This is a genomic window from Streptococcus sp. 3167 (assembly GCF_013277175.1).
In the GTDB taxonomy this organism is placed as follows: Bacteria; Bacillota; Bacilli; order Lactobacillales; family Streptococcaceae; genus Streptococcus; species Streptococcus pseudopneumoniae.
The window spans coordinates 1-23,231 of record NZ_VMML01000045.1; the positions used below are offsets into that span (position 1 = coordinate 1).

Here is a 23,231-nt window from a genome sequence, read left to right on the forward strand (position 1 = left end):
ATAAAATGTTTTCTTCATTATTTTATCCTCCTAAAAAAATTGTAACACATCTGTTCGTCCCTGTCAATATAGTAAATTGAAATAAGATGTGAACAAATCGATTAGGAAAGTTAAATTAATTTCTAGAAAAGTTTTAGCAGTTGTGGTGTACCATTCTAGTTTCAATCCACTATACAAAGAAAAAAACGGAAAGACATCCCTTTCTCCATTTGAAAAAAGCAGTTACACAACTGCAACTGCTTTTCTATTCTTGCATGGTGTAACCAACACCACGCACGGTTTTAATGTAGCTTTTTTGACCTTTTACATCAAGCTTGCTACGTAGATAACGGATATAGACATCTACGATATTTGTCTCGGTCCCACTTTCATACTTCCAGACACTTTCCAACAACTGCTCACGAGTCAGAACTTTCTTGCTTCCCATAAGTGTCGCCAAAAGGTCATACTCACGGCGAGTCAGAGCAATCATCTCTTCACCACGATAAACCGTGTGATGTTCAACATCTATCCTAAGATTGCGGTAGGTCCTTGGAACTTTCATCAGACTGCAGTGTTGATCAATGAAGTCCCGACCTCGGAAGATCGCCGAAATACGCGCTACCAGATTTTCGATAAGGACTGGCTTATAGATGTATGAAACTGCAAAACGCTGAACAACTTCCAGCTCTTCTTGCAAGTCTTCCCAATGATCTAAAATCATGATGACTGAGGCTGGCTTAGTTCGACTCAGCTTATCTGCAAAATCCTGGGCTGTCATATCCCCCAGATGAGCATTCAATAAAATCAAGTCATAGTCTGTCTGAAGAGCCATGGAGAAGGCTTTTTGCCCCTCCTCAACCTGATCAACTCGGTATTGCTCTTTTTGGAGTTCCAAACTTAAAAAATGAGCTAGATTTCGTTCTTTCTCAAGTAATAAAATCCGTTTCCCCATGGCAGACCTACTTATTTTTCGTCATACCAAGAGTAGTGGAAGGTTCCTTCTTTGTCTTTACGTTGGTAAGTGTGGGCACCAAAGTAATCACGTTGCGCTTGGATCAAGTTAGCTGGAAGATCAGCTGAACGGTAGCTATCAAAGTAAGTAATAGCTGCTGAGAAGGTTGGTACTGGCACACCAGCTTGAACTGCAAGAGCTACGATATCACGCACTGCTTGTTGGTACTTAGCAGTAACATCCAAGAAGTACTCATCCAAAAGAAGGTTGGCAAGGTCTGCATCACGGTTGTAAGCATCTGTAATCTTTTGCAAGAAACGAGAACGGATGATACAGCCATCACGCCAGATAGATGCGATGTCTGCAAATGGCAAGTTCCAGTTATTTTCTTTAGAAGCTACACGTAATTGAGCAAAACCTTGTGCGTATGAGATGATTTTTGAGAAGTAAAGGGCTTGACGGATTTTTTCAATCAATTCAGCCTTATCTCCTTCAAATTTGAAGGCAGCTGGTTTTGGAAGAACCTTGCTAGCATGCACGCGTTCTTCTTTGTAAGTTGAAATGTAGCGAGCAAATACTGACTCAGTAATTAGCGACAATGGCACACCAAGGTCAAGTGATGATTGGCTAGTCCATTTACCAGTTCCCTTGTTACCCGCGGCATCAAGGATGTAGTCTACGATTGGTCCGTCTTGACCTTCATCGTCTTTACGGCTCAAGATATCAGCTGTGATTTCGATCAAGTAGCTGTCCAATTCACCCTTGTTCCACTCAGTAAAGATTTCAGCCATGTCTTCTGCAGAAAGGCCAAGCAAGTGTTGCATCAAGTCATAGCTTTCTGCGATCAATTGCATATCCCCATACTCGATACCGTTGTGAACCATTTTCACATAGTGACCAGCTCCATCAGGACCGATGTAAGTCACACATGGTTTGCCATCTTCTGGTGCTTTAGCTGAAATTTCTTCAAGAACATCTGCAACCAATTCGTAGGCTTCTTTTTGTCCACCAGGCATGATAGACGGCCCTTCAAGGGCACCTTTTTCACCACCAGAAACCCCAGTACCGATAAAGTTGATACCTGAGTTTGCCAATTCTTCATTACGACGAATGGTGTCTTTGTAGAAAGTGTTTCCGCCGTCAATCAAGATATCACCTTTGTCAAGGTGTGGAAGAAGGGCTTGGATAGTAGCATCTGTACCAGGTCCAGCTTGAACCATCAGCATGATACGGCGAGGTTTTTCGATTGAGTTTACAAAACTTTCAACGTCATAGCTTGGTACAAAGTTCTTTTCAGGATGGCAAGCAATCACATCTTCCGTTTTTTCTTTACTACGGTTGTAAATAGCAACTGTGTAACCACGAGATTCAATATTAAGGGCAAGGTTACGACCCATTACGGCCATACCTACGACACCAAAGTTAGCTTTTGTCATTTGACACTCCTCTTGTTTCATTTATTTTATTTTATCATTTTTACTTTTGAAAAGAAAGAATTTTGTAACGACTGCTTAGTAGTCCAAGTCATCTGCATGACCAGCGCCATTTCCGACAAAGTAGCCTGTCTTACAGTTAAGGGTAAAGAGATAGGTTCCATCTGGCTTGTAGAGGTTGTAATAACCATTGCCGTTAACGATATTGACACGTTCAAGGATATATTGGTCTCCAGTGATATAGCCACGTGATCGTGAAGTCGCTAGAATTTGTTCCAAGACACCATCCGCAAAATCCCAGGCAGAGTTGTTACTATCATCAATAGCAGACTGGTTATAGGCAACACGACTGGCACTTCTTTGAACAGCAACACCCGCACTTGATACGCCCATATTGACTTTGCTACGAGAACTTCTAGTCTCATTTGAGGCAGCATTTGAACTACTTGGGCTTGTCTCACTAGTCGTATTTGAGCTTGTTTGACTAGTGCTTGAGCTACTAGTTTCACTTGAACTTGAGCTAGAAGTACTTGTTTGCTGGCTCTTACCAAGGCTGATAGCCTTATCTAGCACTTTATCAAGCTCCGTATTTCCAGTTTTAATATCCGTAAATTTAGCATCCGATTTGGCTTTGGCATTGGTATCCAAGACACCATCCACAATAGCTGGTTTCTCAAATTGAGCATTGACATCTTGAATGGCCTTGATTTGCGTTGCTAGACTATCATACTTAGATTTGGCTAGCGTATGTTCACGACTACCTTCCAGTTTATCAAGCAAGGTTTTGAGTTGAGTCAGTTTATCAAACTGGCTATTTTTCAAAGCCGTTTTATTACTATCTGTGTAGAAAGCATCATATAAATTATTAAATTCTTCCACTTCTGCCTGCGTGTTTGTGGTTGATTGAGAAGTCTGAATTTCCTTGGTCGAGCGATTCACTTGACGATAGACATAATAAGCACTGACACAGATAATTACTGATACAAGCGCCAAAGCGGTCAAAACAAAGCCTTTTTTGCTTTTCTTTTCTGAGTCTTCTTGTTCCAGACGAGAAAGGTTTTGCTCCTCTTCCACTTCTTCAGTCATTTCTGTTGGATTTTCATCCTCTAGCAATAGAGGATCCAAGCCTTGCTCCTCATCGTCCAGAGGCAAGGGTGGTAAGATGTCTTCAGAAGATGGAACTTCCTCCGAAGAAGCTTCTGACTCTTCTACAGCCTCACGCATCTCTTGAATTAAATCATCCAGACTCTGAGTTTCAACTAACTCCTCTTTTTTGTATTGGCGAGTCGCAAACTTATCCGCCTCAATTTCATCTCTGTGTTGCTTAACATACTTGTCCAAAATGGAATCCTCAGGCAAGACTCCTGCTTCCACTTCTTCATTTTTACGAATAGCTTGACCAACTGTTAGCTCTTTTGCTTCATCAAAATCAAATTGCGGTTCTTGGCCTTCTTTTTTATGACGATTTCGTCTTTTTTTACTCATGAGTATCCCTTTCTATTTTACCTCTTGCCGTTTGACACGCTGACCAAAATATTGATACAGATCCACTTTCAAGGTTCCGTTGTATAACTTACGCTTCTTATCTGCTTGGCTACCATACTTACTTTCAAAAGCTTCATCACTAGTCAGGATAAATTTGCTCCAAGTTTTCAGTGGTGCAAATACTTGCCCCATCTCAGTATAGAGCTTGGTAACTCCTGCATCATCTGATAAACGCTCCCCGTAAGGCGGATTGGAAATAATCACACCATTGATTTTATCGGAACGTAAATCCTGCACGCGCATCTGCTTAAAGGTAACATCTCCTGCAACACCAGCTGCCTGGGCATTGGCCTTAGCAATTTCCACCATGCGAGCATCAATATCACAGCCCATAATATCCAGTTCCAGCTCACGGTCTACTTTTTTAGCCGCTTCTGTACGCACTTCTTGAATCAAGCGATCACTAATCCAGTTCCATTCCTCAAAGGCAAAAGAGCGACGAAGTCCTGGTGCCATCTTTCGAGCAATCATAACTGCCTCAATACAGAAAGTCCCCGAACCACAGGTCGGATCAATCAAAGGCTTGTCTGGATACCAGTTAGAGAGTTGTAAAATAGCTGCCGCCATGTTTTCCTTGATAGGGGCTCCCCCTTTTTCGGTACGATAGCCACGTTTAAAGAGACTAGACCCGGTCGTATCAATCATGACAGTTGCCACATCTTTGAGAATAGAGACCTCAATCTTAAACTCTGGGCCATTCTCCATCAGTGGAATACTTTCTGGGCGAGCATAGTGTTTCTGCAATTTCTTGACAACAGCTTTCTTAGAAATAGCCTGAACACTGGGCTCATTGTGAAGTTTAGATTTAACACATTTGGCTTTTGAAATCGGGAACCGAGCTCCAAGTGGTAAATAATTTTCCCAATCTAGGGCGAAAACTCCCTGAAACAGCTCTTCAAAAGTCTTAGCTGGGAACGTTCCTACGATGATTTTGATACGATCTGCTGCCCGAAGCCAGAGGTTGGTTTCGATAATAGCTCTCACGTCTCCTTGAAAACGAACACGACCATTTTCAACCTGACAATCGTAGCCCAACTCTCGCACTTCTCGTCCTACAACAGCTTCAAGACCTGCTGCCACAGTTGCAATTAAATTAAATTCTTTTTTCATGTTACAGTCTTACAAGACCTTTCTATATGTCCACTTTAAAAAATGAGGTTGAGAAAATTTCTCAGCCCCAACCTATATGCAATTTTCTATAAGCCATGTTTTGTTCCAGAAGTGACTAGGACCACTTCCTTCGATAATCATCTGTCTACCACTAACAGCTCCAGCTGATAGCAGTCAGAATACTACGTTCGTTTCCGTGTACTCCATGCCCCGACCAAAATTTGGGTTGCTAGCTTGAGGGGTTTACCGCGTTCCACTCTCTCCGTTTCCAGAAAGACTCCGTCACTGTGGCACTTTCAAGCCTACTCTGACCTATCAAAAGACTTAGCCATTTCAACTGCCGTAACGATTTCTCGTCCCTAGGCTTATGGTTTCGCCTAGCACAAACACTACAGGCATCACAGCCTGTGCTAGCATGGACTTTCCTCATGAGAAGCAATTCTCCTCACGCGATTATCCAAAAATTGCATGTAACAAGACCTGAATTACAAATCAGTATTGTCTAAAATTTGTTTACCGAATACTTCTTTTTCAAGACGATTCAAGCGTTTCAAAATATCAAAATTCGTCATAGAAGATGAAGCAGCCACATCAATTGGATCTGGGTGACTAGGACTTGGAGCCGAGCTCACTTGCGGTTTACGAGTTAATTCTTCCTTCAAATCCGCAATCTCCTGACGAAGTGACTTGACCAAGGCAGCATAGGTTTCATAGTCCTTGATGACATCGTCTAAAAACTCATCAACTTCTACCTTACTATAGCCACGGACTTCACGCCCAAACTCTTGTTCAAAAATATCTTTTGCTGAAAAAATAATACTTGCCATGTCTCTCTCCATTCTCGATTGCTAGTATTATTATATAAAAAAAGGCAAACAAAAATCAAGGTCAAAGCTTCAATTTTCGGAAAAATTTTCAGCAAGTTCATTTAATTGATCAAATGTTAATCTCTTTATAAAATAGTCCTCTTGATTTTTCATCTTTTGGTAAAAATAAGCTAGTTTCGTTTCATTTTCTTCATCATAAAAAAGATAGGAACTAGTCGTGTTTACCAGCAAAAACTGCTGGTAATCTCTTAACTGCCCCTTGTGTTCATAGCGAGGATAGGCATATTTGACAAAGTCTACCTGCTTAAAACGACTCAGTTTCATCTGATTGCCTTCATTCCAATTTTCCCCATGGGTTTCAAAAGCAAAAATGGTCGCCAACTGGAAACCGTATTCGGTTTTCATTTCCTGAGCAACCTCTAAAACCCAATATTCAAAACCCAAACTTCCTGTAAACACAAGCCAAGATACCCCATCTGCTGCCATAGCCTCTAAATCTTTACGTATTGCTTTTTTTATCAATTTAAGACGAGGATCCTTGTCAGAAAATAAACCTAAATCAAAAGCAGAATAGCCTAAAACCAAAGCTGTAGCCATTTTTAACCCTTTCTGTGCAAATTTATGATATAATATGGTATATAAATGAAATTTAGGAGATTATAAAATGAAAAAAATATATATACTTGATTTTTTAAATTTAGCTATTTCCTTCCTAATTTGTAGATGGTTTTTTATGGAATACCTTTACTTCCAATTCATCTCTATCTTTAGTTTTCCTACCGGTGGCTCTGATTTCTGGAGACCTCTATTCATCATTCTAATTCTAACATTGTTTTTATTCACTTTCCTAAGATCTAGCTATACGCACAGACTTGATACTAGATTGATAAGAATATCTTATTTTCTTTACTGTTTAATTCTTGTTTATTCGCTACTTTTTAAAAATTTAGGTATTCAGGGAGTTAACTTTAATCTCGTTGAGTTTATCAAAGATTCACTTTTAATTGATTCAACAATTCCTCTTTTAAATATTGTAATTTTTATCCCAATAGGAGGATTATTTAAATTTAATTTTAAAACAGTCATGCGTTTTATCTTTTTCATAACAATAATAGAAACCTCACAATATGTATTTCATCTCGGATTCTTTGATATAGGAGATATATTTACAAACACAATAGGTTTTATAATTGGAAGCAATATCCATGATAGCAGATTAGGAAAAAAGATAATTCATTACATAAAATAAAACTACAAATCTTAGATATTCTATTTACATTCCTTTAAAATCAGAAAGAGCATCATTTTTTATAATATGTACTAATGATAGGCATTTGTTTAAAGTATGTATTTAAACTCCGATGTTTATTACGCAAACTGTCAACAAAACATGTAAACTTTGATTTTAAAGAAGGCCAGGTGAAAACTCATAGTAAACAGAAAACAAAAGAACTAAGCACAGTTTGAATAGTATCCTTTTTTGAGGTTGTAGATAATACTGACAAAATCAGTAACAAATCTATGAAAATATCTACTACCTATATTGCTTTTTAATTTTATAAAAGCATCAATTTTAAGAGAAAACAAATATTTCAATAATAAACCGTATATGATCAAAGATTTTAAAATCGTGATAATATTCGGTTTTTCTGATTGTAAAGTTTTTTTACCAAACTTATTTTTAATTGATAATAATTCACTTATTATTACCAAATTCTCTTTAAAAGTATGTTTTAAAATAACTTATATCTATTCAATCTTTATAATCCATCACAAAATACTTTTCTACATCAAAACTCACAAAGAAACTATAGTAAATTGAAATAAGATGAGGATAAATCATTTGAGGCATTCAAATTAATTTCTAACAATGCTTTAGAAATTATGTTGTACTATTCTAGTTTCATTTTACTATAAAAACCAATTGATATGATTAGTAAGGAAGAGTATTAAACTAAAAAATTATAAAATAGTTAATAAAAGACTTATCCAAATAAATACTCAATTAATAAGTCACACTACCTGAAATATTATATAAACCTCTATCCTCAGTATTGAAATATAATCCATAAGTACCTGAATTTAGATCAACACTAATTGTTCCACTAATTTTTCCATAATAAACAGATGATGCATATATTTTACCACCAATCCATGAACGACTCACAACAGAAACTCTAAACCCTACGTTCCCACTCCCAGGTCTAGGAGGTTGGTTATGATTAACAGTATAGGTTCTTCTACGGTTAGTGTACCAAGTTTGTATTGAATATTGACCTCTTATTCCCTGTCCATTATAAGTAATCGCAGTTGCTGCATGCACTACATTTGCTATCAACAGAATCCATAAAAAGCCAATAGATAGTATCCGAATAATGTCTTTCATAGAGATTCCTTCAAAATATATAAGTATGGAGATAATTTCAATCCCAAGTTTAATCAGTCTGTAGTTAATTACTAGAAGAATGTTCCGAATCAATAAAACAATAAAGCTAAAATCAAGCCTATATATTATATCTTGTTTGTAAAGCGCTTTCGACATCATTATATAACATTTATAAAATTAAATCAAATGATATTTATATTTTTTATACTACGTTGTGATTCGAATGTGATAATGTCTTTAGTAAATCGAACATGAAAATATCCCATTTGGTAGAATAGTCATATGAAAAGGATCCAACTGAATATGAATGAAGCGAAAAAATATCTTGTGATAAAAGCTATAGTCATTTTTAACCCTTTCTGTGCAAATTTATGGTATAATAAAGTGATATTATTGCACCAATAAGGAGAATTATGGTCAACTATCCACATAAACTTTCATCACAAAAAAGACAAACATCTCTTTCTCAACCCAAAAATTTCGCAAATCGAGGAATGTCTTTTGAAAAGATGATCAATGCTACCAACGACTACTATTTGTCTCAGGGCTTGGCTGTTATACACAAGAAACCAACCCCTATTCAAATCGTACGAGTGGACTATCCACAACGAAGTCGTGCCAAGATTGTTGAAGCCTATTTTCGACAAGCTTCAACGACGGACTATTCTGGCGTTTATAATGGATATTACATCGACTTTGAAGCCAAGGAAACAAAACAAAAACGTGCGATTCCGATGAAAAATTTTCATCCACATCAGATTCAGCATATGGAACAAGTCCTTGCCCAACAAGGAATCTGCTTTGTCCTTCTTCACTTTTCTTCTCAGCAAGAAACCTACTTATTGCCGGCATTCGATTTGATTCGCTTCTATCATCAAGATAAGGGACAAAAATCAATGCCACTTGGATATATTCGAGAATATGGATATGAAATCAAGGCTAGTGCCTTCCCTCAAATTCCTTATCTCAATGTTATCAAAGAATATTTATTAGGTGGTAAAACAAGATGAACAAACCAACGATTCTGCGCCTAATCAAGTATCTGGGCATTAGCTTCTTAAGCTTGGTTATCGCAACCATCGTCTTAGGCGGAGGAGTTTTTTTCTACTACGTTAGCAAGGCTCCTACCCTATCCGAGAGTAAACTAGTTGCAACAACTTCTAGTAAAATCTACGACAATAAAAATCAACTCATTGCCGACTTGGGTTCTGAACGCCGCGTCAATGCCCAAGCTAATGATATTCCCACAGATTTGGTTAAGGCAATCGTTTCTATCGAAGACCATCGCTTCTTCGACCACAGGGGGATTGATACCATCCGTATCCTGGGAGCTTTCTTGCGCAATCTGCAAAGCAATTCCCTCCAAGGTGGATCAACTCTCACCCAACAGTTGATTAAGTTGACTTACTTTTCAACCTCGACTTCCGACCAGACTATTTCTCGTAAGGCTCAGGAAGCTTGGTTAGCGATTCAGTTAGAACAAAAAGCAACCAAGCAAGAAATCTTGACCTACTATATAAATAAGGTCTACATGTCTAATGGCAACTATGGAATGCAGACAGCCGCTCAAAACTACTATGGTAAAGACCTCAATAATTTAAGTTTACCTCAGTTAGCCTTGCTGGCTGGAATGCCTCAGGCACCAAACCAATATGACCCCTATTCACATCCAGAAGCAGCCCAAAACCGCCGAAACTTGGTCTTATCTGAAATGAAAAATCAAGGCTACATCTCTGCTGAACAGTATGAGAAAGCAGTCAACACACCAATTACTGATGGACTACAAAGTCTCAAATCAGCAAGTAATTACCCTGCTTACATGGATAATTACCTCAAGGAAGTCATCAATCAAGTTGAAGAAGAAACAGGCTATAACCTGCTCACAACTGGGATGGATGTCTACACAAATGTAGACCAAGAAGCTCAAAAACATCTGTGGGATATTTACAATACAGACGAATACGTTGCCTATCCAGACGATGAATTGCAAGTCGCTTCTACCATTGTCGATGTTTCTAACGGTAAAGTCATTGCCCAGCTAGGAGCACGACATCAGTCAAGTAATGTTTCCTTCGGAATTAACCAAGCAGTGGAAACAAACCGCGACTGGGGATCAACTATGAAACCGATCACAGACTATGCTCCTGCCTTGGAGTACGGTGTCTACGATTCAACTGCTACTATCGTTCACGATGAGCCCTATAACTATCCTGGGACAGATACCCCTGTCTATAACTGGGATAGGGGCTACTTTGGCAACATCACCTTGCAATACGCCCTGCAACAATCGCGAAACGTCCCAGCCGTGGAAACGCTAAACAAGGTCGGACTCAACCGCGCCAAGACTTTCCTAAATGGTCTCGGAATCGACTACCCAAGTCTTCACTACTCAAATGCCATTTCAAGTAACACAACCGAATCAGACAAAAAATATGGAGCAAGTAGTGAAAAGATGGCTGCTGCTTACGCTGCCTTTGCAAATGGTGGAACTTACTATAAGCCAATGTATATCCATAAAGTCGTCTTTAGTGATGGGAGTGAAAAAGAGCTCTCTAATGTCGGAACTCGTGCCATGAAGGAAACGACAGCCTATATGATGACCGACATGATGAAAACAGTCTTGACTTATGGAACTGGACGAAATGCCTATCTTGCTTGGCTCCCTCAGGCTGGTAAAACAGGAACCTCTAACTATACAGACGAGGAAATTGAAAACCACATCAAGACCTCTCAGTTTGTAGCACCTGATGAACTATTTGCTGGCTATACGCGTAAATATTCAATGGCTGTATGGACAGGCTATTCTAACCGTCTGACACCACTTGTAGGCAATGGCCTTACGGTCGCTGCCAAAGTTTACCGCTCTATGATGACCTACCTGTCTGAAGGAAGCAATCCAGAGGATTGGAATATACCAGATGGTATCTATCGAAATGGGCAGTTTGTTTTCCAAAATGGAGCAAGACCGACTTGGACTGAAACAACATCCCAATCATCTTCAACCGAAAACTCCTCAACAAGTACAGAAGGCTCTACTAGCCTAGCACCAACTACAAGTCCTGATGCTAGTAATAATAGTCAAAATCAAGCACCAGCCACAAGTCCTGATGCTAGTACCAATGGTCAAAACCAAGCGCCAAATACACCCGGAGCCAATCAAACTCCAGCTCCACAGACCCCTCAACAACAACCACAACAGTAAACGAAAAATCCTGAGAACTCTAAACTCAGGATTTTGTCATTTTCAAAATGAAATACAGAGGTCAAGTACATTTTCCCATAATAAAACGCATACGACCAAGGCTTTTCTGTACTGACCCCAAAAGTTAGACAATTAATTTATCCAAAGGATTTAGTTCTGTACTGCACAGGACTAAGTCCTTTTAATTTTACCTTAATTCGTTTATTGTTGTAGTAATCAATATAGTCTACAATAGCTTGTTCCAATTGCTTAAGCGACTGAAACGACTTCTCATAACCGTAAAACATTTCCGATTTCAGAATCCCAAAGAAGGACTCCATCATACCGTTGTCTGGGCTGTTGCCCTTGCGTGACATGGATGCTTGAATTCCCTTACTCTCTAGGAACCGATGATAAGAATCGTGTTGATATTGCCAGCCTTGGTCACTATGGAGAATCGTATTCTCGTAGTGCTTCTCTTTGAATGCCTGTTCCAACATTGTTTGTACTTGTTCTAAGTTGGGTGAAGTTGAAAGATTATAGGCGATAATTTCACTATTAAAGCCATCTAAAACTGGTGATAAGTAAAGCTTTTGAGTACTTGCTGGAATGGCAAATTCTGTCACATCTGTGTAGCACTTTTCCATTGTTTTAGAGCCTTCAAATTGGCCTTGAATGAGATTCTCTGCTTTCTTACCAACGTCTCCTTTATGAGAAGAATATTTTCGTTTCTGTCGCATTTTAGCTTGTAAATTGAGTACTTTCATCAAGCCTTGAACTCTTTTATGATTTACTAGATAACCACGATTTCTTAGTTCTAAATAAATCCGACGATAACCATAATTTCCCTTGTGTTCGATAAAGATGGATTGAATTTCAGCTTTAAGCTCTTGGTCCTTATCTGGTTTATCTAGCTGTTTCAAGTGATAGTAGTAGGTCGAACGAGCTAGTTTAATGGCTTTTAAAAGAAGATCTAACGAAAACTCAGTCATTGATTCTTGAACAATTTCTGTCTTTCTTCTTTCTCTTTTTCCTCCTTCAATCGGAGTTCTCTTAACTTTTTTAGGATGGCATTCTCCGCTCTCAGGTACTCATTTTCTGCTTGAAGACGTTCTAATTCTGTCCTCTCTTCAGGTCTCTTTTTTGGCTTACGTCCCATTTTAGGTACTCTCCCTCTTGTTTTCTCAACAATAGTATACCCGTTTTTCTTGTATTGTGCTAGCCAATTAAGAAGTATCGTACGACTTGGGAGGCCGTATTCAAGAGAAACTCTATCTTTAGTCCAGCCTTCATGTATGACTTTATTAATCATTTCTTGCTTTAAATCAGGAGAATAGTAACGATTTTTTCCTTTTTTGACGAACTCTATTCCGTAACGATCAATCAATTTAATCATGTACCTAATATTAGAATTGTTTATCCCAAATTTATTTGAAAGCTTCTCTAAGCTATATCCTTGTTTTCTAAGTTCATAGATCTGAACTTTATCATCATAAGTTAATTTCATAATAAAAATACCCCAAAAGTTAGATTTTTTCTGTCTAACTTTTGGGGTGCAGTTCACCTAATATTATGCGTTTTTTCCTATTTTAAAGACTTTTATCCACCTATTATACAAAGTTAAATATCCATCACAGTTTACCATTAGCCTTCATTACTTAACCCATTCGCCATTATAGTTTAAGTAGTAACCACCTACTGTGGTATTAACAGCTAAAGCACCTGAACCATAGGCATAGTACCATTTACCATTGACTTGGAACCAGCCTGTCTTCATATCTCCATTACTTGCATTTAGGTAGTACCAAGTTGAACCATCTTTCACCCAACCAGTAGACATTGCACCTGATGAACGAAGGTAGTACCAACTGTTACCAACATAAGCCCAACCTGTCTTCATATCACCATTTTGAGCATCTAGATAATACCAAGTTGAACCATCTTTCACCCAACCAGTTGCCATAGCACCTGATGAACGGAGATAGTACCAGTTATTACCTAGATATTGCCATCCTGTTTGCATTGCAGCAGTTGTTGGATCAAGGTAGTACCAAGCTGAACCATCATTTATCCAACCTGCACGTCTTTCACCACCAATATAGTTTTCTCCATTAATTTCTGTTTTAGCTAGATAATACCAGTTAGACTGATCATAAAGCCAACCTGTCTCTAAAGAATGATTCTGATTAAAGTAATAGTTCGTGTAATAACGCTTCTCTTCTTTATCTTCTGAATCTTCACGTTTTTCCCCGTACTCTTTTCCAACACTGTCTTTTGTTTTAATCTCTAATGCTTTCCAGCCAACAAATTCTTGTAGTACCCCATCTTGTCCAAAATAGTACCACTTGTGTTGAAGGCCGATTTCATTAACTGGTTGGTTATCTAATAAATCATCACGATAACCTGTTCCAGGAATTTCTAAGTATTGCCATCCAACTACCATTTCTCCTTTATCACCAAAATAGTAAGTTTTTCCGTCTATTTTATGCCAATAGATTGCTTTATGAGCATCTTTTACATAATATTTTCTATTATCCTTATCAACAAATTGGCCACCTGTGGTATCCGCAAAAACAGTATTTGTAGCTAGCAAACCAAAGAAAAATGCTGTCAGTCCAACTTGCATAGTTTTTTTCAAAAGTTTCATTTATATGTCCTCCAATATTAAATCCACTCACCAGATGAAGCAAAATTATAAACTTTACCATCGATAGTTTGGCTACCTGTTACCATAGCTCCACTTGAGTTAAGATAATACCAGTTTCCTCCTACTTTTATCCAACCTGTTTTCATGTCTCCATTAGTAGGATCTAGATAGTACCATGTTGAACCATCTTTATACCAACCAGTCTTCATATCACCATTTTTATTATCTAAGTAATACCATCTGCCTCGTACATTTTTCCAACCTGTTGCCATTGAACCAGAGGTTCCCAAATAATACCATTTTCCATTTACTTTTTGCCAATCTGTAAGCATCTTACCAGAAGCATCTAGATAGTACCAAGTATCATCTATTTTCTGCCAACCCGTTTGTTTATCATGTTGTTTATAATAGTACCAACTGCCACTTAATTTTTTCCATCCTTCAAGAGAATATCCTTTAAGTACTGAATAAATAAATGATAAATTCTGTTCATTTAATTTTACTGCGCTATTAACTTGGTTAGCTTCATCTCCCAAAGTATGTACTCCGACTACACGGTGACTAGCATCATAAACAGCAGATCCACTTGATCCCCCCAAAGTATCAACTTGATAATTCAAAAAAGTACCATCATCACTTAAAACTTGTTTTTTATCTGTATACATTTGATGAATTCCAAAATCATATGATGGATATCCTGTAATCGTCACTGGTGTTCCAGCCAAATTTTTCTGACTATTTGGAAGCCCCAGTGTTCCCAATTTTGCGCCAACAGGCTCTTCTAGAATTAATAGAGCCAAGTCATATTTCGATGCATCTCTAGAATTTAAAGTTCTAAATTCTTTCAAATAACGAACTTCCTTAACCTTGATCTTTCCAAATGGTTCCTGATCTGGACTAGCTGCTGGAAGTACATAAATAGCATCCGCTTCTTTTCCATATTTATGACTGTAGAAGTTATGAGCTGCTGTAATTAAAACATTATCTTTAATAAAATTCGCGCTTCCTCTTCCTTCTATATTCGTTCCATTGGCTACACCATTGTACTCAGACAAAACCATAGCTGAAGTTGAATACGGATATTGTAGAGTATTATCAATTTTAACCAAATCATCATTACCGATAATTACTTCTGATTTATTTTGGTAATATGAACCATATGTTGGCGAAATCTCAGGAAGTGAAAAATTATTAGTTTCTGGACTTTCCTGTAATGTTTCACTCACCTCATATTCTTCACCTGTACTAGAAATAACAGTCAAAGCAGATACTGTCGACAACTGGCTAGCCAATAAAGTACTCGCAATAATTGAAATACCCAATTTTTTATAAAACGTTTTCTTCATTATTTTTATCCTCCTAATGTGATTATAGCATACTATTCTAAATTTCTCAATCTACTATAGAATCAAGAAATCTATCACCTTCTGTAAATACCCTCCATTATCACATAAACAGGTAAACTTTTCAATTAATGACTGCGCTTTTCAATCACGATAGAGGTACTTGCTTGCTTCTTTGATACTAAGTTCAGCCATTCTTTCCTTGTTTTTCTCAATAAAGCATGTTACCCAAGTTGGATTCGTTTTGGAGTAGTCTCGCAGAGTCCAGCCAATGGCTTTATTGGTAAAAAATTCTGTTTGGTTCAAGTTATGAAGGAGAATCTTTTCCATTAATTGAGTATTGGTCTTCTCTTTTCTTAATAACTGGTGGTCAATAGCGACGCGTCTCAACCAGATATTGTCTGACAGGCTCCATTGGAGGGTTATTTTTTCCAGTTCCTGCTTCTCATACACCAAACTCCCTACTACTCGATCTAGGATATCCACCGTATCCCACCAAGACTTGGTAACAACCAACTGCTCTAGCTTAGGCAAATCGCTGTCCTTTAAATAAGACTGCATTGCTTTCAAATAGTTAGCAGCCACATACTGGTATTCTCTAGATTCTTTTTCCCAGCAAGTATCTGCAAAATCCCAATCGATAATCTTTGTTTTTTCGCTTCTGGAAAATATTTTTATAGAGTTTATTTCTTTCAGGCACCGCAATACCTAGAAAAGAAAATTGATGGCGCATATGGGCTTCCATGGGTCTTGCTTTTTAGAGTCTTTTGCTGCTTCTAGCTCCTCAAGTAAATCTGCTAAACTCATCTAAAACTCCTCATGCCCCACCAAGTGGTGCTGAAAGGCATAGACCGCTGCCTGGGTGCGATCGCTGACCTCAAGTTTGGCAAGGATATTGGACACATGGGTCTTGACCGTCTTAAGAGAGATAAAAAGTTCATCAGCGATGCGCTGATTTTCGTAACCCTTGGCAATCAGTTGGAGAACATCTCGCTCACGCGCAGTTAGGTCCTCATGAAGTTCCATGTGATTTCGGTGATATTCGACCTTCTTGCTGACCTCTTGCTCAATGGCCAGCTCCCCAGCAGCCACCTTACGGACGGCATGGAGTAGTTCGTCGGCACTAGAAGTCTTGAGCATATAGCCCCTAGCACCAGCATTTAAGACAGGCATGATTTTTTCATTGTCCAAGTACGAAGTTACAATCAAAATCTTGGCTTCAGGCCATTCTTTAAGGATAGCCAAGGTCGCGTCAATTCCATTCATCTCAGGCATGACAATATCCATGACAATAACATCTGGACGCAATTCCAATGCCAAGTCAATACCTTGAGACCCATTTGCAGCCTCGCCCACAACTTCTACATCGTCTTGGAGGTCAAAGTAGCTTTTCAAGCCCAATCGGACCATTTCATGGTCATCTACCAGTAAAATTTTCATCTTTACTCCTTTATCATTCCTTATCGAGCAGGGGAATACGAATATCAACTGCCAGTCCTTGCTTGGGAGCTGTCAATAACTGAACCGTCCCTGCCATATCTTCAACCCGCTCCTTGATATTGCGTAGTCCATAACTCAGGTCGTCTAAACTCCCTAACTGGAAACCAATCCCATTGTCCACCACCTTCAGCTGCAATTCAACATCTGTCTGATAGAGATAGACATCCAGACAAGATGCCTGGGCATGGCGAAGGGTATTGCTGATCAACTCTTGCAGAATACGGAAGATATGCTCCTCGATTTTTTTAGGCAATTTCGTCACATTTTGCTTGAAACTAACCTTGAGATCACTCTTATCCTCAAGCTCTTTTAAAAGGATTTGAATTCCTTCAACCAGACTCTTCTGCTCCAGCTCAACTGGTCGCAAATGCAAGAGCAAGACCCGTAAATCCTTCTGGGCAGTTTCTACAATAGCTGTGACACTCTGCAACTGGATCTGCATCTTTTCTCTATCCAATTTCAAAGCCTGTTGACTGACACCTGACAAAATCATGTGAGCCGCAAACAACTCCTGACTGACGGTATCGTGCAAATCCCGAGCAATTCGCTTCCGTTCTTTCTCGATGATTTCCTCTTCCTGAGCAAGGCTGTGATTTTCAGCCTTTTGAAGAGCTTCTGTCAAAAGGTTAAGTTTACCTGACAAGGACTTGAAACTGACATCCAAATCTGGATCTGCAACTTGAACCACTTCTTGCCCTGCCAATAAACGCTTGAGATTAGCCTGCATTTTTCTTAGAGAAAGCTCTTCAATACCTCGCCAAAATAGGGCTAAGAGACAGGTCATGGACATGCTGAACACCAACAACAAAAAGACAAATTTTTCTGTTTTTTCGACATCATGCAAGAAAATAGACCAGTCAAAATCAAGGATTTCCATCAAGCTGTGGGAGAAAAACAAGACAAATAAGATGGAGGTGAGAACAATGATTACATAGGCTTGTTTTTTCATCCTCTGACCACCTCCACATCCCCAATCATAGTAGTCAAGAAAATCTTGACACTCTTGTTACTCTTGAGATAGTCTCTTGTTTCTTGATGATAGTGTTCATTGCGAAGGGCTCGCTTGGGCTGATTGAAAAAATTCAAATCCCCATAGAGACAGTTAACGCTAAGGCTGACTTCCACATCTACAGGTACAATGATTTTGGTCGTTCCTACCATCTTTCTGAGGATAATGACATTGTCATGATTGGTTAGAATCACCCTCTCCAGATGAATGGTGTCCTTGCCCATGAGACGAAAGAGATTGATATCATCAAACTGGCAAGTTTGATAACTTGAAAAATGATGGAGATTGCCAAACCAACGATTTTTCTCCTTCTTAACCGTCACAACCTCTTCAAAAACCAAATTTGTCTGCTCTTTTTCCTGGTTCATCATCGGGTAAAGAAGAAAGAGACTATAGATGACCGCAACAAAAATAGCTAGAATCACAAAAGGATTGAGCATGACGATGAAAAAGAAGAGAATGCTTGCCACCACTAAAAGAAGATTATTGCCCTCTTTACCAGTGTAATAGCGAATCAAAAGCAAAAAGAGGAATAAAATCAGCAGAAAACGTGAAAAATGCTCTGAAACCATCAAAATCAGAGCTCCCGTCAAAAGACAGGCTTCGATAAATAAAAAGATTTTAAATTTTCTCATAGGTTGATCCTCTCCTTTCTATTTTATCACACTTCAAAAAAGTCACCTCAGTCTGAGGATGGAAAAAAGGCGGTGGTCACGCCTTTTTCATCTGATCCTTTGCTTCTTTTAATTTTCCATAAAGAAGATAGTCTACTTTTTGCAAATCTGCTATGGTGGCACAATTAAGAGCACACATAATCAAACGCAGATCGTCTTTCCAGCCTTGAACAATACCAATCACTTCTTCAACTGAATAGGTTTCAACCAATTCCAGAACTGTTCGTGACAGTCCTACAGCTTTGGCACCAAAGACCAAACACTTAATCATATCCAGCGGATTCCGAACGCCTCCACTAACCAAGAGTTCGACCTTGTCTTTCCATTCTTGGGCGTTGAGTAGGGCCTGCACGGTAGACTGTCCCCATTGATTGAGGTAATCACGCTGGCCACTGCGACGGTTTTCGATATAGGCAAAGCTGGTGCCACCACGACCTGATAAATCCACTGTACGAACACCCAGTTCATAGGCTCTCTCGATGGTCTTGGCATCCATTCCAAAGCCCACTTCCTTGAGAACAATAGGAACAGGAATTTGCTGGCTATAGTCTGCCAGATGCGATTGCCAGCTTCTGAACTTCCTTTCTCCCTCAGGCATAAGCAATTCCTGCATGACATTGACATGCACTTGCAGGAGAAGAGGATGCATCTCTTCTACAGTCTGAAGGCCTAACTCGACAGGCTTGTCCAATCCAATATTGGTTCCAAGGAGGAGATTGGGATGACTAGACTTGACAGAAAAAGAGTCATCTGCTGGATCTTTGAGTGCTGCGCTATAAGAACCCGTTACAAATAAAATACCACAGGCTTCTGCCACTTGAGCCAACTTTTGATTGATTTCTTTACCTTTTTCACTCCCACCTGTCATGGCATTGATATAAAAAGGAAAATCCCACTTTCGACCAGCAAACTCTGTCGACAGATCGATTTCATCCAGATTGTAAAGAGGCAAGGAAGAATGAAGCAGCTCCACCTCATCAAAGCTATTATAGGAACTTTTCTGCTCAAGGGCATAGCGGATGTGCTCATCCTTACGATTTGTCGTCATGTCCTATCCTTTCTTGGTATAAGAGCTCAATCCCCAGATCGGCCCAACGGTTTTTTAGGGTTTCAGTTGATTGCTCATCAAAACTCAAGGCAATACCACAATCACCACCACCAGCGCCACTGCTTTTGGCAACGGCTTGCAAATCTTGACTGGCTTCTTTCAGCTGTCTAAGCGAAGGCGTATAAATATCTGCGCTCAAGCCTTCTAAGAGATTGCTGGCTGTTTCCACCTGCTCAATAACTTTTTCGGATTTCCCCTGCTCCAAGGCTTCTACCAGAGAAGCCACTGTTTCTTTTGAGGAACTTAAAAAATTCTGATTGATATTTTGCTTGATTTGTTGAACCATATCACTAGATACAGCCACTTCCTTGGTCCATCCCACTAGGAAATCACATTCTAAAGTTGGTTTCACTTGTGAAATTGAAAAGTCCCAATCACGCTCTAAAACAGTCGCCAAATTTTCTTCTTTCAACCAAGCTGCTACCTGCTGGCGATCAAATGACTGGTAAAGAACCAAATCCTCTGCCACAATACAGGCAAGATCCCCCATAGACCCATTGTCTCCGCGCTTGAGCAAGACAGCGCTAGCCAGCTTGAACAAAAGCTCCTGATCAACCGAAAGCTTATACAGAGCTAGCAGAGCCTTGATGACCAAAACAACGACGCTACCGCTAGAACCTAGACCAAACTTTTTCCCTTCCCGTTCCATTTTTCCTCGAATTTCTAGAGAAAAATGTCTTAAAGTTTGACCTCGATAAGTCAGGAAATCTTCCACTAAAGCAATCGTTTCTTGAATCAAGCTGTAGTCAGAATTTGGCGCCAAATCTACTGCGAAATCAAACAGATCTGAATAAATACGGTAGCTGTCAGAAAAAGCAATATCGCCCTTCATATAGATGGGAATGGCCTTTATCAAGGCCAACTGTCCGGGCTCTAAAATAGCATATTCACCTGCCCAATAGAGCTTTCCACAAGTTTTAACAGCAATCATCTTGACTCAAATCCTTTGTTTTTGACACAATCAAGCGGTAACGTTGACCGAAGATTTTTGATAAATGCTCCAAGTCTTTCTCTTGACAAAGAACTTTGACATTAGGACCGGCATCCATAGTAAAGTAGCAGGCCTCTCCTTGCTCGCGAAGTTGACGAACAAAGTCCATCGCTTCATAAGATGAATCGGTCAGATAAGAAAAGGCTGGTGATGCTGTTTTTGTCGTAGCGTGCATAGCAAGAGCATTTTTCTCCGTTAGTTCTCCAATCTTGGCAAAGTCATTTTCCTTGAGATAAATCAGCATATCCTGATAGTCCTTCTCAGACTGACGAACCCAGTCGTCAAAAGTCGTCGAAGTCTCCACACAAAGTTTCATCCCGTCACGGCTAGAGATTGGTTTTTTCTTGTCCTCTAGCACCAACATGATCATAGCTAGTTTCAAGTTTGTCTCTACAGGGTAAATTCCCCCACTATCCTTGTCCCAGGCACCTAGTGGTCCATAAAAACTCCGAGAAGAAGAACCTGAGGCAAACTTAGCCTCCTGTGCCAACTGACTCCGAGACAAACCAAGCTGGAAATAAGCATTACAAGCCTTGACCAGGGCGGACAAACCACTAGAACTTGAGGACAGGCCCGCTGCCGTAGGCATATTATTTTGAGTATCGATACGGACAAAGCCCTCACCAGCTGGACGATAACGGTCAATAATCTTACTCATCTTGGCATGCTCGACCTCATTTTGTAGCTGAGCATTGATGTAAAATTCGTCAGCTGTTACATTGGCTGGTAAAGGCGACAAGGTCGTCTCTGTATACATATTTTCCAAAGTTAGAGAAATACTGCTAGTAGCAGGCACTATCTCTTTTTCTTTTTTCTTTCCCCAATATTTGATAATAGCAATATTTGCGTAGGAACGTACTGTTACAGGCTCTCTATCCATGTCTGAACAGCTCCTTTCTCTTCTAATCTTTCTGCTAATTCTTGTGCGTGTGTCAAATTATCTGCCAAGGCTATAATACAGCCTCCTAGCCCACCACCGCTCATCTTGGCACCCAGAGCACCATGGCTAAGAGCCGTTTCAACCAGATGGTCTGCCTCAGGGCTACTGACCCCAATTTCTTTTAAATGTAAATGCGCTTGACTGAGGATTTGTCCCAGTTCTTCAGCATCTTTTTGTGAAATCGCATCCTCTGCCTGCTGGGTCAATTCTCCCAAGGCATGCAAAAATGGTAGGGCATCCTTGCCCTTATTTTGAACCACTTGGATGGCTTCACGAGTATGACCATAAACACCCGTATCGGCAATCACCAAATAGGCGGATAAATCCATCTCAAGTTCTGTAAATCCTACGTTCTTGATAAAGCGAATAGGTTGGTCACTGAGACAGGTCTTAGCATCCAAACCACTAGGATTCATATGGGCAATCATTTCAGCTCGATTGACCAAGATTTCTAGTACATCATGAGGCAGATCGGCCTGATAGTAGTCAAATACCGCACGAATGGCCGCTATGCTGATAGCCGCTGACGAACCCATCCCCCGTTTCTCAGGGATAGCCGAGTCAATCTCACAACGAATGCAGGCTTCTGTGATATCCAAATACTCCAGTGAGGCATAAACCGCCATGGACAAGGTATCCTCCTCATAAAGGCGCCAAGGACTCTCTGCAGGAACTACCTTACAGGTCACCTCCACCTCCAAAAGAGGCAGGGAAATGGCAGGATAACCGTAAACGACCGCATGTTCCCCTATTAAAATTATCTTACTATGTGCCTGACCGACACCAACTTTTTTTGTCATTTTTTCCTTTTACTAGACGAAAAACGTCTTATTTTTCATACAAGTATTAATTCTTTCCTATCTATTTTATTATATTTTCACAAAAAAAGCGATTGTTTCCATTCACAATCGCTTCTTTCATTATTGAACCCATTCGCCATTATAGTTGACAGAATAGCCATTTACAGTCGTATTCACTGCCAAGGCACCTGAGCTATAAGCGCGTAGTACCATCTGCCATTGACCTGGAACCAACCTGTCGTCATAGAACGACGAAAGAAACTCCATACCGTTAAGTAAAGAGGAAAGTCGTGAGGGAGCATGCGCCATTGACAACCTGTTTTAGTGACGTACAAAGTCTCATTAACAAGTACTCGTTTCGGCCATTTATAGGTGCGGTGTTTGGAGAAATAGGGTTCAATCTCCCAAGAGGCATAGGGGTGCGCATAATAGATATGTTCCTCAGAAAATACATCAGACAAGCGGTTAAATTCTGTACCATTATCTGCCGTGATGGACAGAATCTTGTCTTGTTTTAAGATGAGTTTTAAAGCCTGATTGACCGCCTCAGCACTTTTATTTGGAATCAATCGGATAATTTGATGCCTAGTCCTTCGATCAGTTAAGACCAGTAAACAATAATTTTTCACTCTTGTAAGCAGAACCGTATCAATCTCATACTGGACTAAAATCAAAAAAACATCTTATAATAGTAGTTATGAAACTTACAAACGAAGAAACACAAAAAATTGAACAACTCCTAAGAGATTCATCGTACGCCAAATATCACAAACGTCTACAGATTATTTATTTTCGCTCAAAAG

At 39.5% G+C, this 23,231-nt stretch carries 20 protein-coding genes, 1 other RNA gene and 3 pseudogenes; 3 read left to right on the forward strand and 21 right to left on the reverse strand.

Annotated elements, in window-relative coordinates:
• Window positions 1-244: 244 nt before the first annotated feature.
• The 7 genes from HT678_RS07080 to HT678_RS07110 form a co-directional block, all read right to left on the reverse strand.
• Window positions 245-934 (reverse strand): response regulator transcription factor, encoded by a 690-nt coding sequence (locus HT678_RS07080; protein ID WP_000518020.1) that lies wholly within the window; start codon window positions 932-934, stop codon window positions 245-247.
• Between the two features lie 11 nt (window positions 935-945).
• The gene (gene gndA / locus HT678_RS07085; RefSeq protein ID WP_000158778.1) at window positions 946-2,370 is read right to left on the reverse strand and encodes an NADP-dependent phosphogluconate dehydrogenase; all 1,425 of its coding nucleotides are present in this window, start codon (window positions 2,368-2,370) and stop codon (window positions 946-948) included.
• A 75-nt stretch (window positions 2,371-2,445) separates the two neighbouring features.
• Window positions 2,446-3,852, reverse strand: coding sequence for a cell division site-positioning protein MapZ family protein (locus tag HT678_RS07090; protein WP_023938812.1), 1,407 nt, complete (start codon window positions 3,850-3,852; stop codon window positions 2,446-2,448).
• A 12-nt stretch (window positions 3,853-3,864) separates the two neighbouring features.
• Window positions 3,865-5,022 (reverse strand): class I SAM-dependent RNA methyltransferase, encoded by a 1,158-nt coding sequence (locus HT678_RS07095; RefSeq protein WP_050208660.1) that lies wholly within the window; start codon window positions 5,020-5,022, stop codon window positions 3,865-3,867.
• Window positions 5,023-5,106: 84 nt separating this feature from the next.
• An RNA gene (gene rnpB, locus HT678_RS07100) (RNase P RNA component class B) lies at window positions 5,107-5,487 on the reverse strand.
• 20 nt (window positions 5,488-5,507) lie between these two features.
• On the reverse strand, window positions 5,508-5,849 hold the full coding sequence (gene gpsB, locus HT678_RS07105; RefSeq protein WP_000146532.1) for a cell division regulator GpsB: 342 nt from the start codon (window positions 5,847-5,849) through the stop codon (window positions 5,508-5,510).
• Window positions 5,850-5,918: 69 nt separating this feature from the next.
• The gene (locus HT678_RS07110; RefSeq protein ID WP_172924765.1) at window positions 5,919-6,446 is read right to left on the reverse strand and encodes a DUF1273 domain-containing protein; all 528 of its coding nucleotides are present in this window, start codon (window positions 6,444-6,446) and stop codon (window positions 5,919-5,921) included.
• Window positions 6,447-6,513: 67 nt separating this feature from the next.
• Here HT678_RS07110 and HT678_RS07115 point away from each other — a divergent pair, with 67 nt between their 5' ends.
• Window positions 6,514-7,098: a VanZ family protein gene (locus HT678_RS07115; protein WP_000725526.1), complete on the forward strand. Its 585-nt coding sequence runs from the start codon at window positions 6,514-6,516 to the stop codon at window positions 7,096-7,098.
• Window positions 7,099-7,854: 756 nt separating this feature from the next.
• On the opposite strand, the gene HT678_RS07120 is transcribed toward HT678_RS07115, so the two are convergent.
• The gene (locus HT678_RS07120; RefSeq protein WP_000651738.1) at window positions 7,855-8,235 is read right to left on the reverse strand and encodes a hypothetical protein; all 381 of its coding nucleotides are present in this window, start codon (window positions 8,233-8,235) and stop codon (window positions 7,855-7,857) included.
• Between the two features lie 413 nt (window positions 8,236-8,648).
• Between HT678_RS07120 and recU the strand changes: the two genes are divergently transcribed.
• Together recU and pbp1a are read left to right on the forward strand one after the other, a co-directional pair.
• Window positions 8,649-9,245: a Holliday junction resolvase RecU gene (gene recU, locus HT678_RS07125; RefSeq protein ID WP_000248778.1), complete on the forward strand. Its 597-nt coding sequence runs from the start codon at window positions 8,649-8,651 to the stop codon at window positions 9,243-9,245.
• The gene (gene pbp1a, locus HT678_RS07130; RefSeq protein WP_001039981.1) at window positions 9,242-11,437 is read left to right on the forward strand and encodes a penicillin-binding protein PBP1A; all 2,196 of its coding nucleotides are present in this window, start codon (window positions 9,242-9,244) and stop codon (window positions 11,435-11,437) included. Before recU ends, pbp1a begins: the two co-directional genes overlap by 4 nt.
• A gap of 137 nt (window positions 11,438-11,574) precedes the next feature.
• Here pbp1a and HT678_RS07135 read toward each other — a convergent pair.
• The 13 genes and pseudogenes from HT678_RS07135 to HT678_RS07200 form a co-directional block, all read right to left on the reverse strand.
• A protein-coding gene (locus HT678_RS07135) for an IS3 family transposase (RefSeq protein ID WP_172924767.1) occupies window positions 11,575-12,923 on the reverse strand; the annotation gives its coding sequence in 2 pieces (ribosomal slippage) (window positions 11,575-12,482 and window positions 12,482-12,923; 1,350 coding nt in all).
• Window positions 12,924-13,070: 147 nt separating this feature from the next.
• Window positions 13,071-14,063 (reverse strand): choline-binding protein CbpJ, encoded by a 993-nt coding sequence (gene cbpJ, locus HT678_RS07140; protein ID WP_000771147.1) that lies wholly within the window; start codon window positions 14,061-14,063, stop codon window positions 13,071-13,073.
• A gap of 17 nt (window positions 14,064-14,080) precedes the next feature.
• Window positions 14,081-15,124 carry a serine protease gene (locus HT678_RS07145; RefSeq protein ID WP_202795742.1) on the reverse strand — a complete coding sequence of 348 codons (1,044 nt, stop codon included), beginning with the start codon at window positions 15,122-15,124 and terminating at the stop codon, window positions 14,081-14,083.
• Window positions 15,125-15,550: 426 nt separating this feature from the next.
• Window positions 15,551-16,213: pseudogene (locus HT678_RS07150) on the reverse strand (DNA alkylation repair protein).
• The gene (locus HT678_RS07160; RefSeq protein WP_000698415.1) at window positions 16,214-16,846 is read right to left on the reverse strand and encodes a response regulator transcription factor; all 633 of its coding nucleotides are present in this window, start codon (window positions 16,844-16,846) and stop codon (window positions 16,214-16,216) included. It lies immediately after the preceding pseudogene.
• 13 nt (window positions 16,847-16,859) lie between these two features.
• Entirely contained in the window at window positions 16,860-17,855 is a 996-nt protein-coding gene (locus HT678_RS07165; protein ID WP_000743691.1) for a sensor histidine kinase, read from the reverse strand.
• Complete coding sequence (gene liaF / locus HT678_RS07170; protein WP_001224643.1) at window positions 17,852-18,550, reverse strand: cell wall-active antibiotics response protein LiaF; 699 nt, start codon at window positions 18,548-18,550, stop codon at window positions 17,852-17,854. The genes HT678_RS07165 and liaF overlap by 4 nt, the downstream gene beginning before the upstream one ends.
• A gap of 76 nt (window positions 18,551-18,626) precedes the next feature.
• Window positions 18,627-19,637, reverse strand: a complete 1,011-nt coding sequence (fni, locus tag HT678_RS07175) for a type 2 isopentenyl-diphosphate Delta-isomerase (protein WP_000210663.1) — start codon at window positions 19,635-19,637, stop codon at window positions 18,627-18,629.
• Window positions 19,621-20,628, reverse strand: a complete 1,008-nt coding sequence (locus tag HT678_RS07180; RefSeq protein ID WP_000562398.1) for a phosphomevalonate kinase — start codon at window positions 20,626-20,628, stop codon at window positions 19,621-19,623. The genes fni and HT678_RS07180 overlap by 17 nt, the downstream gene beginning before the upstream one ends.
• Window positions 20,615-21,568, reverse strand: a complete 954-nt coding sequence (gene mvaD / locus HT678_RS07185; RefSeq protein WP_000373448.1) for a diphosphomevalonate decarboxylase — start codon at window positions 21,566-21,568, stop codon at window positions 20,615-20,617. Before mvaD ends, HT678_RS07180 begins: the two co-directional genes overlap by 14 nt.
• The gene (mvk, locus tag HT678_RS07190; RefSeq protein WP_000163312.1) at window positions 21,550-22,428 is read right to left on the reverse strand and encodes a mevalonate kinase; all 879 of its coding nucleotides are present in this window, start codon (window positions 22,426-22,428) and stop codon (window positions 21,550-21,552) included. The genes mvaD and mvk overlap by 19 nt, the downstream gene beginning before the upstream one ends.
• Before the next feature lie 120 nt (window positions 22,429-22,548).
• A pseudogene (locus HT678_RS07195) lies at window positions 22,549-22,829 on the reverse strand (transposase).
• Window positions 22,830-23,087, reverse strand: a pseudogene (locus HT678_RS07200) (IS30 family transposase); the annotation flags it as partial. It lies immediately after the preceding pseudogene.
• Window positions 23,088-23,231 lie beyond the last annotated feature (144 nt).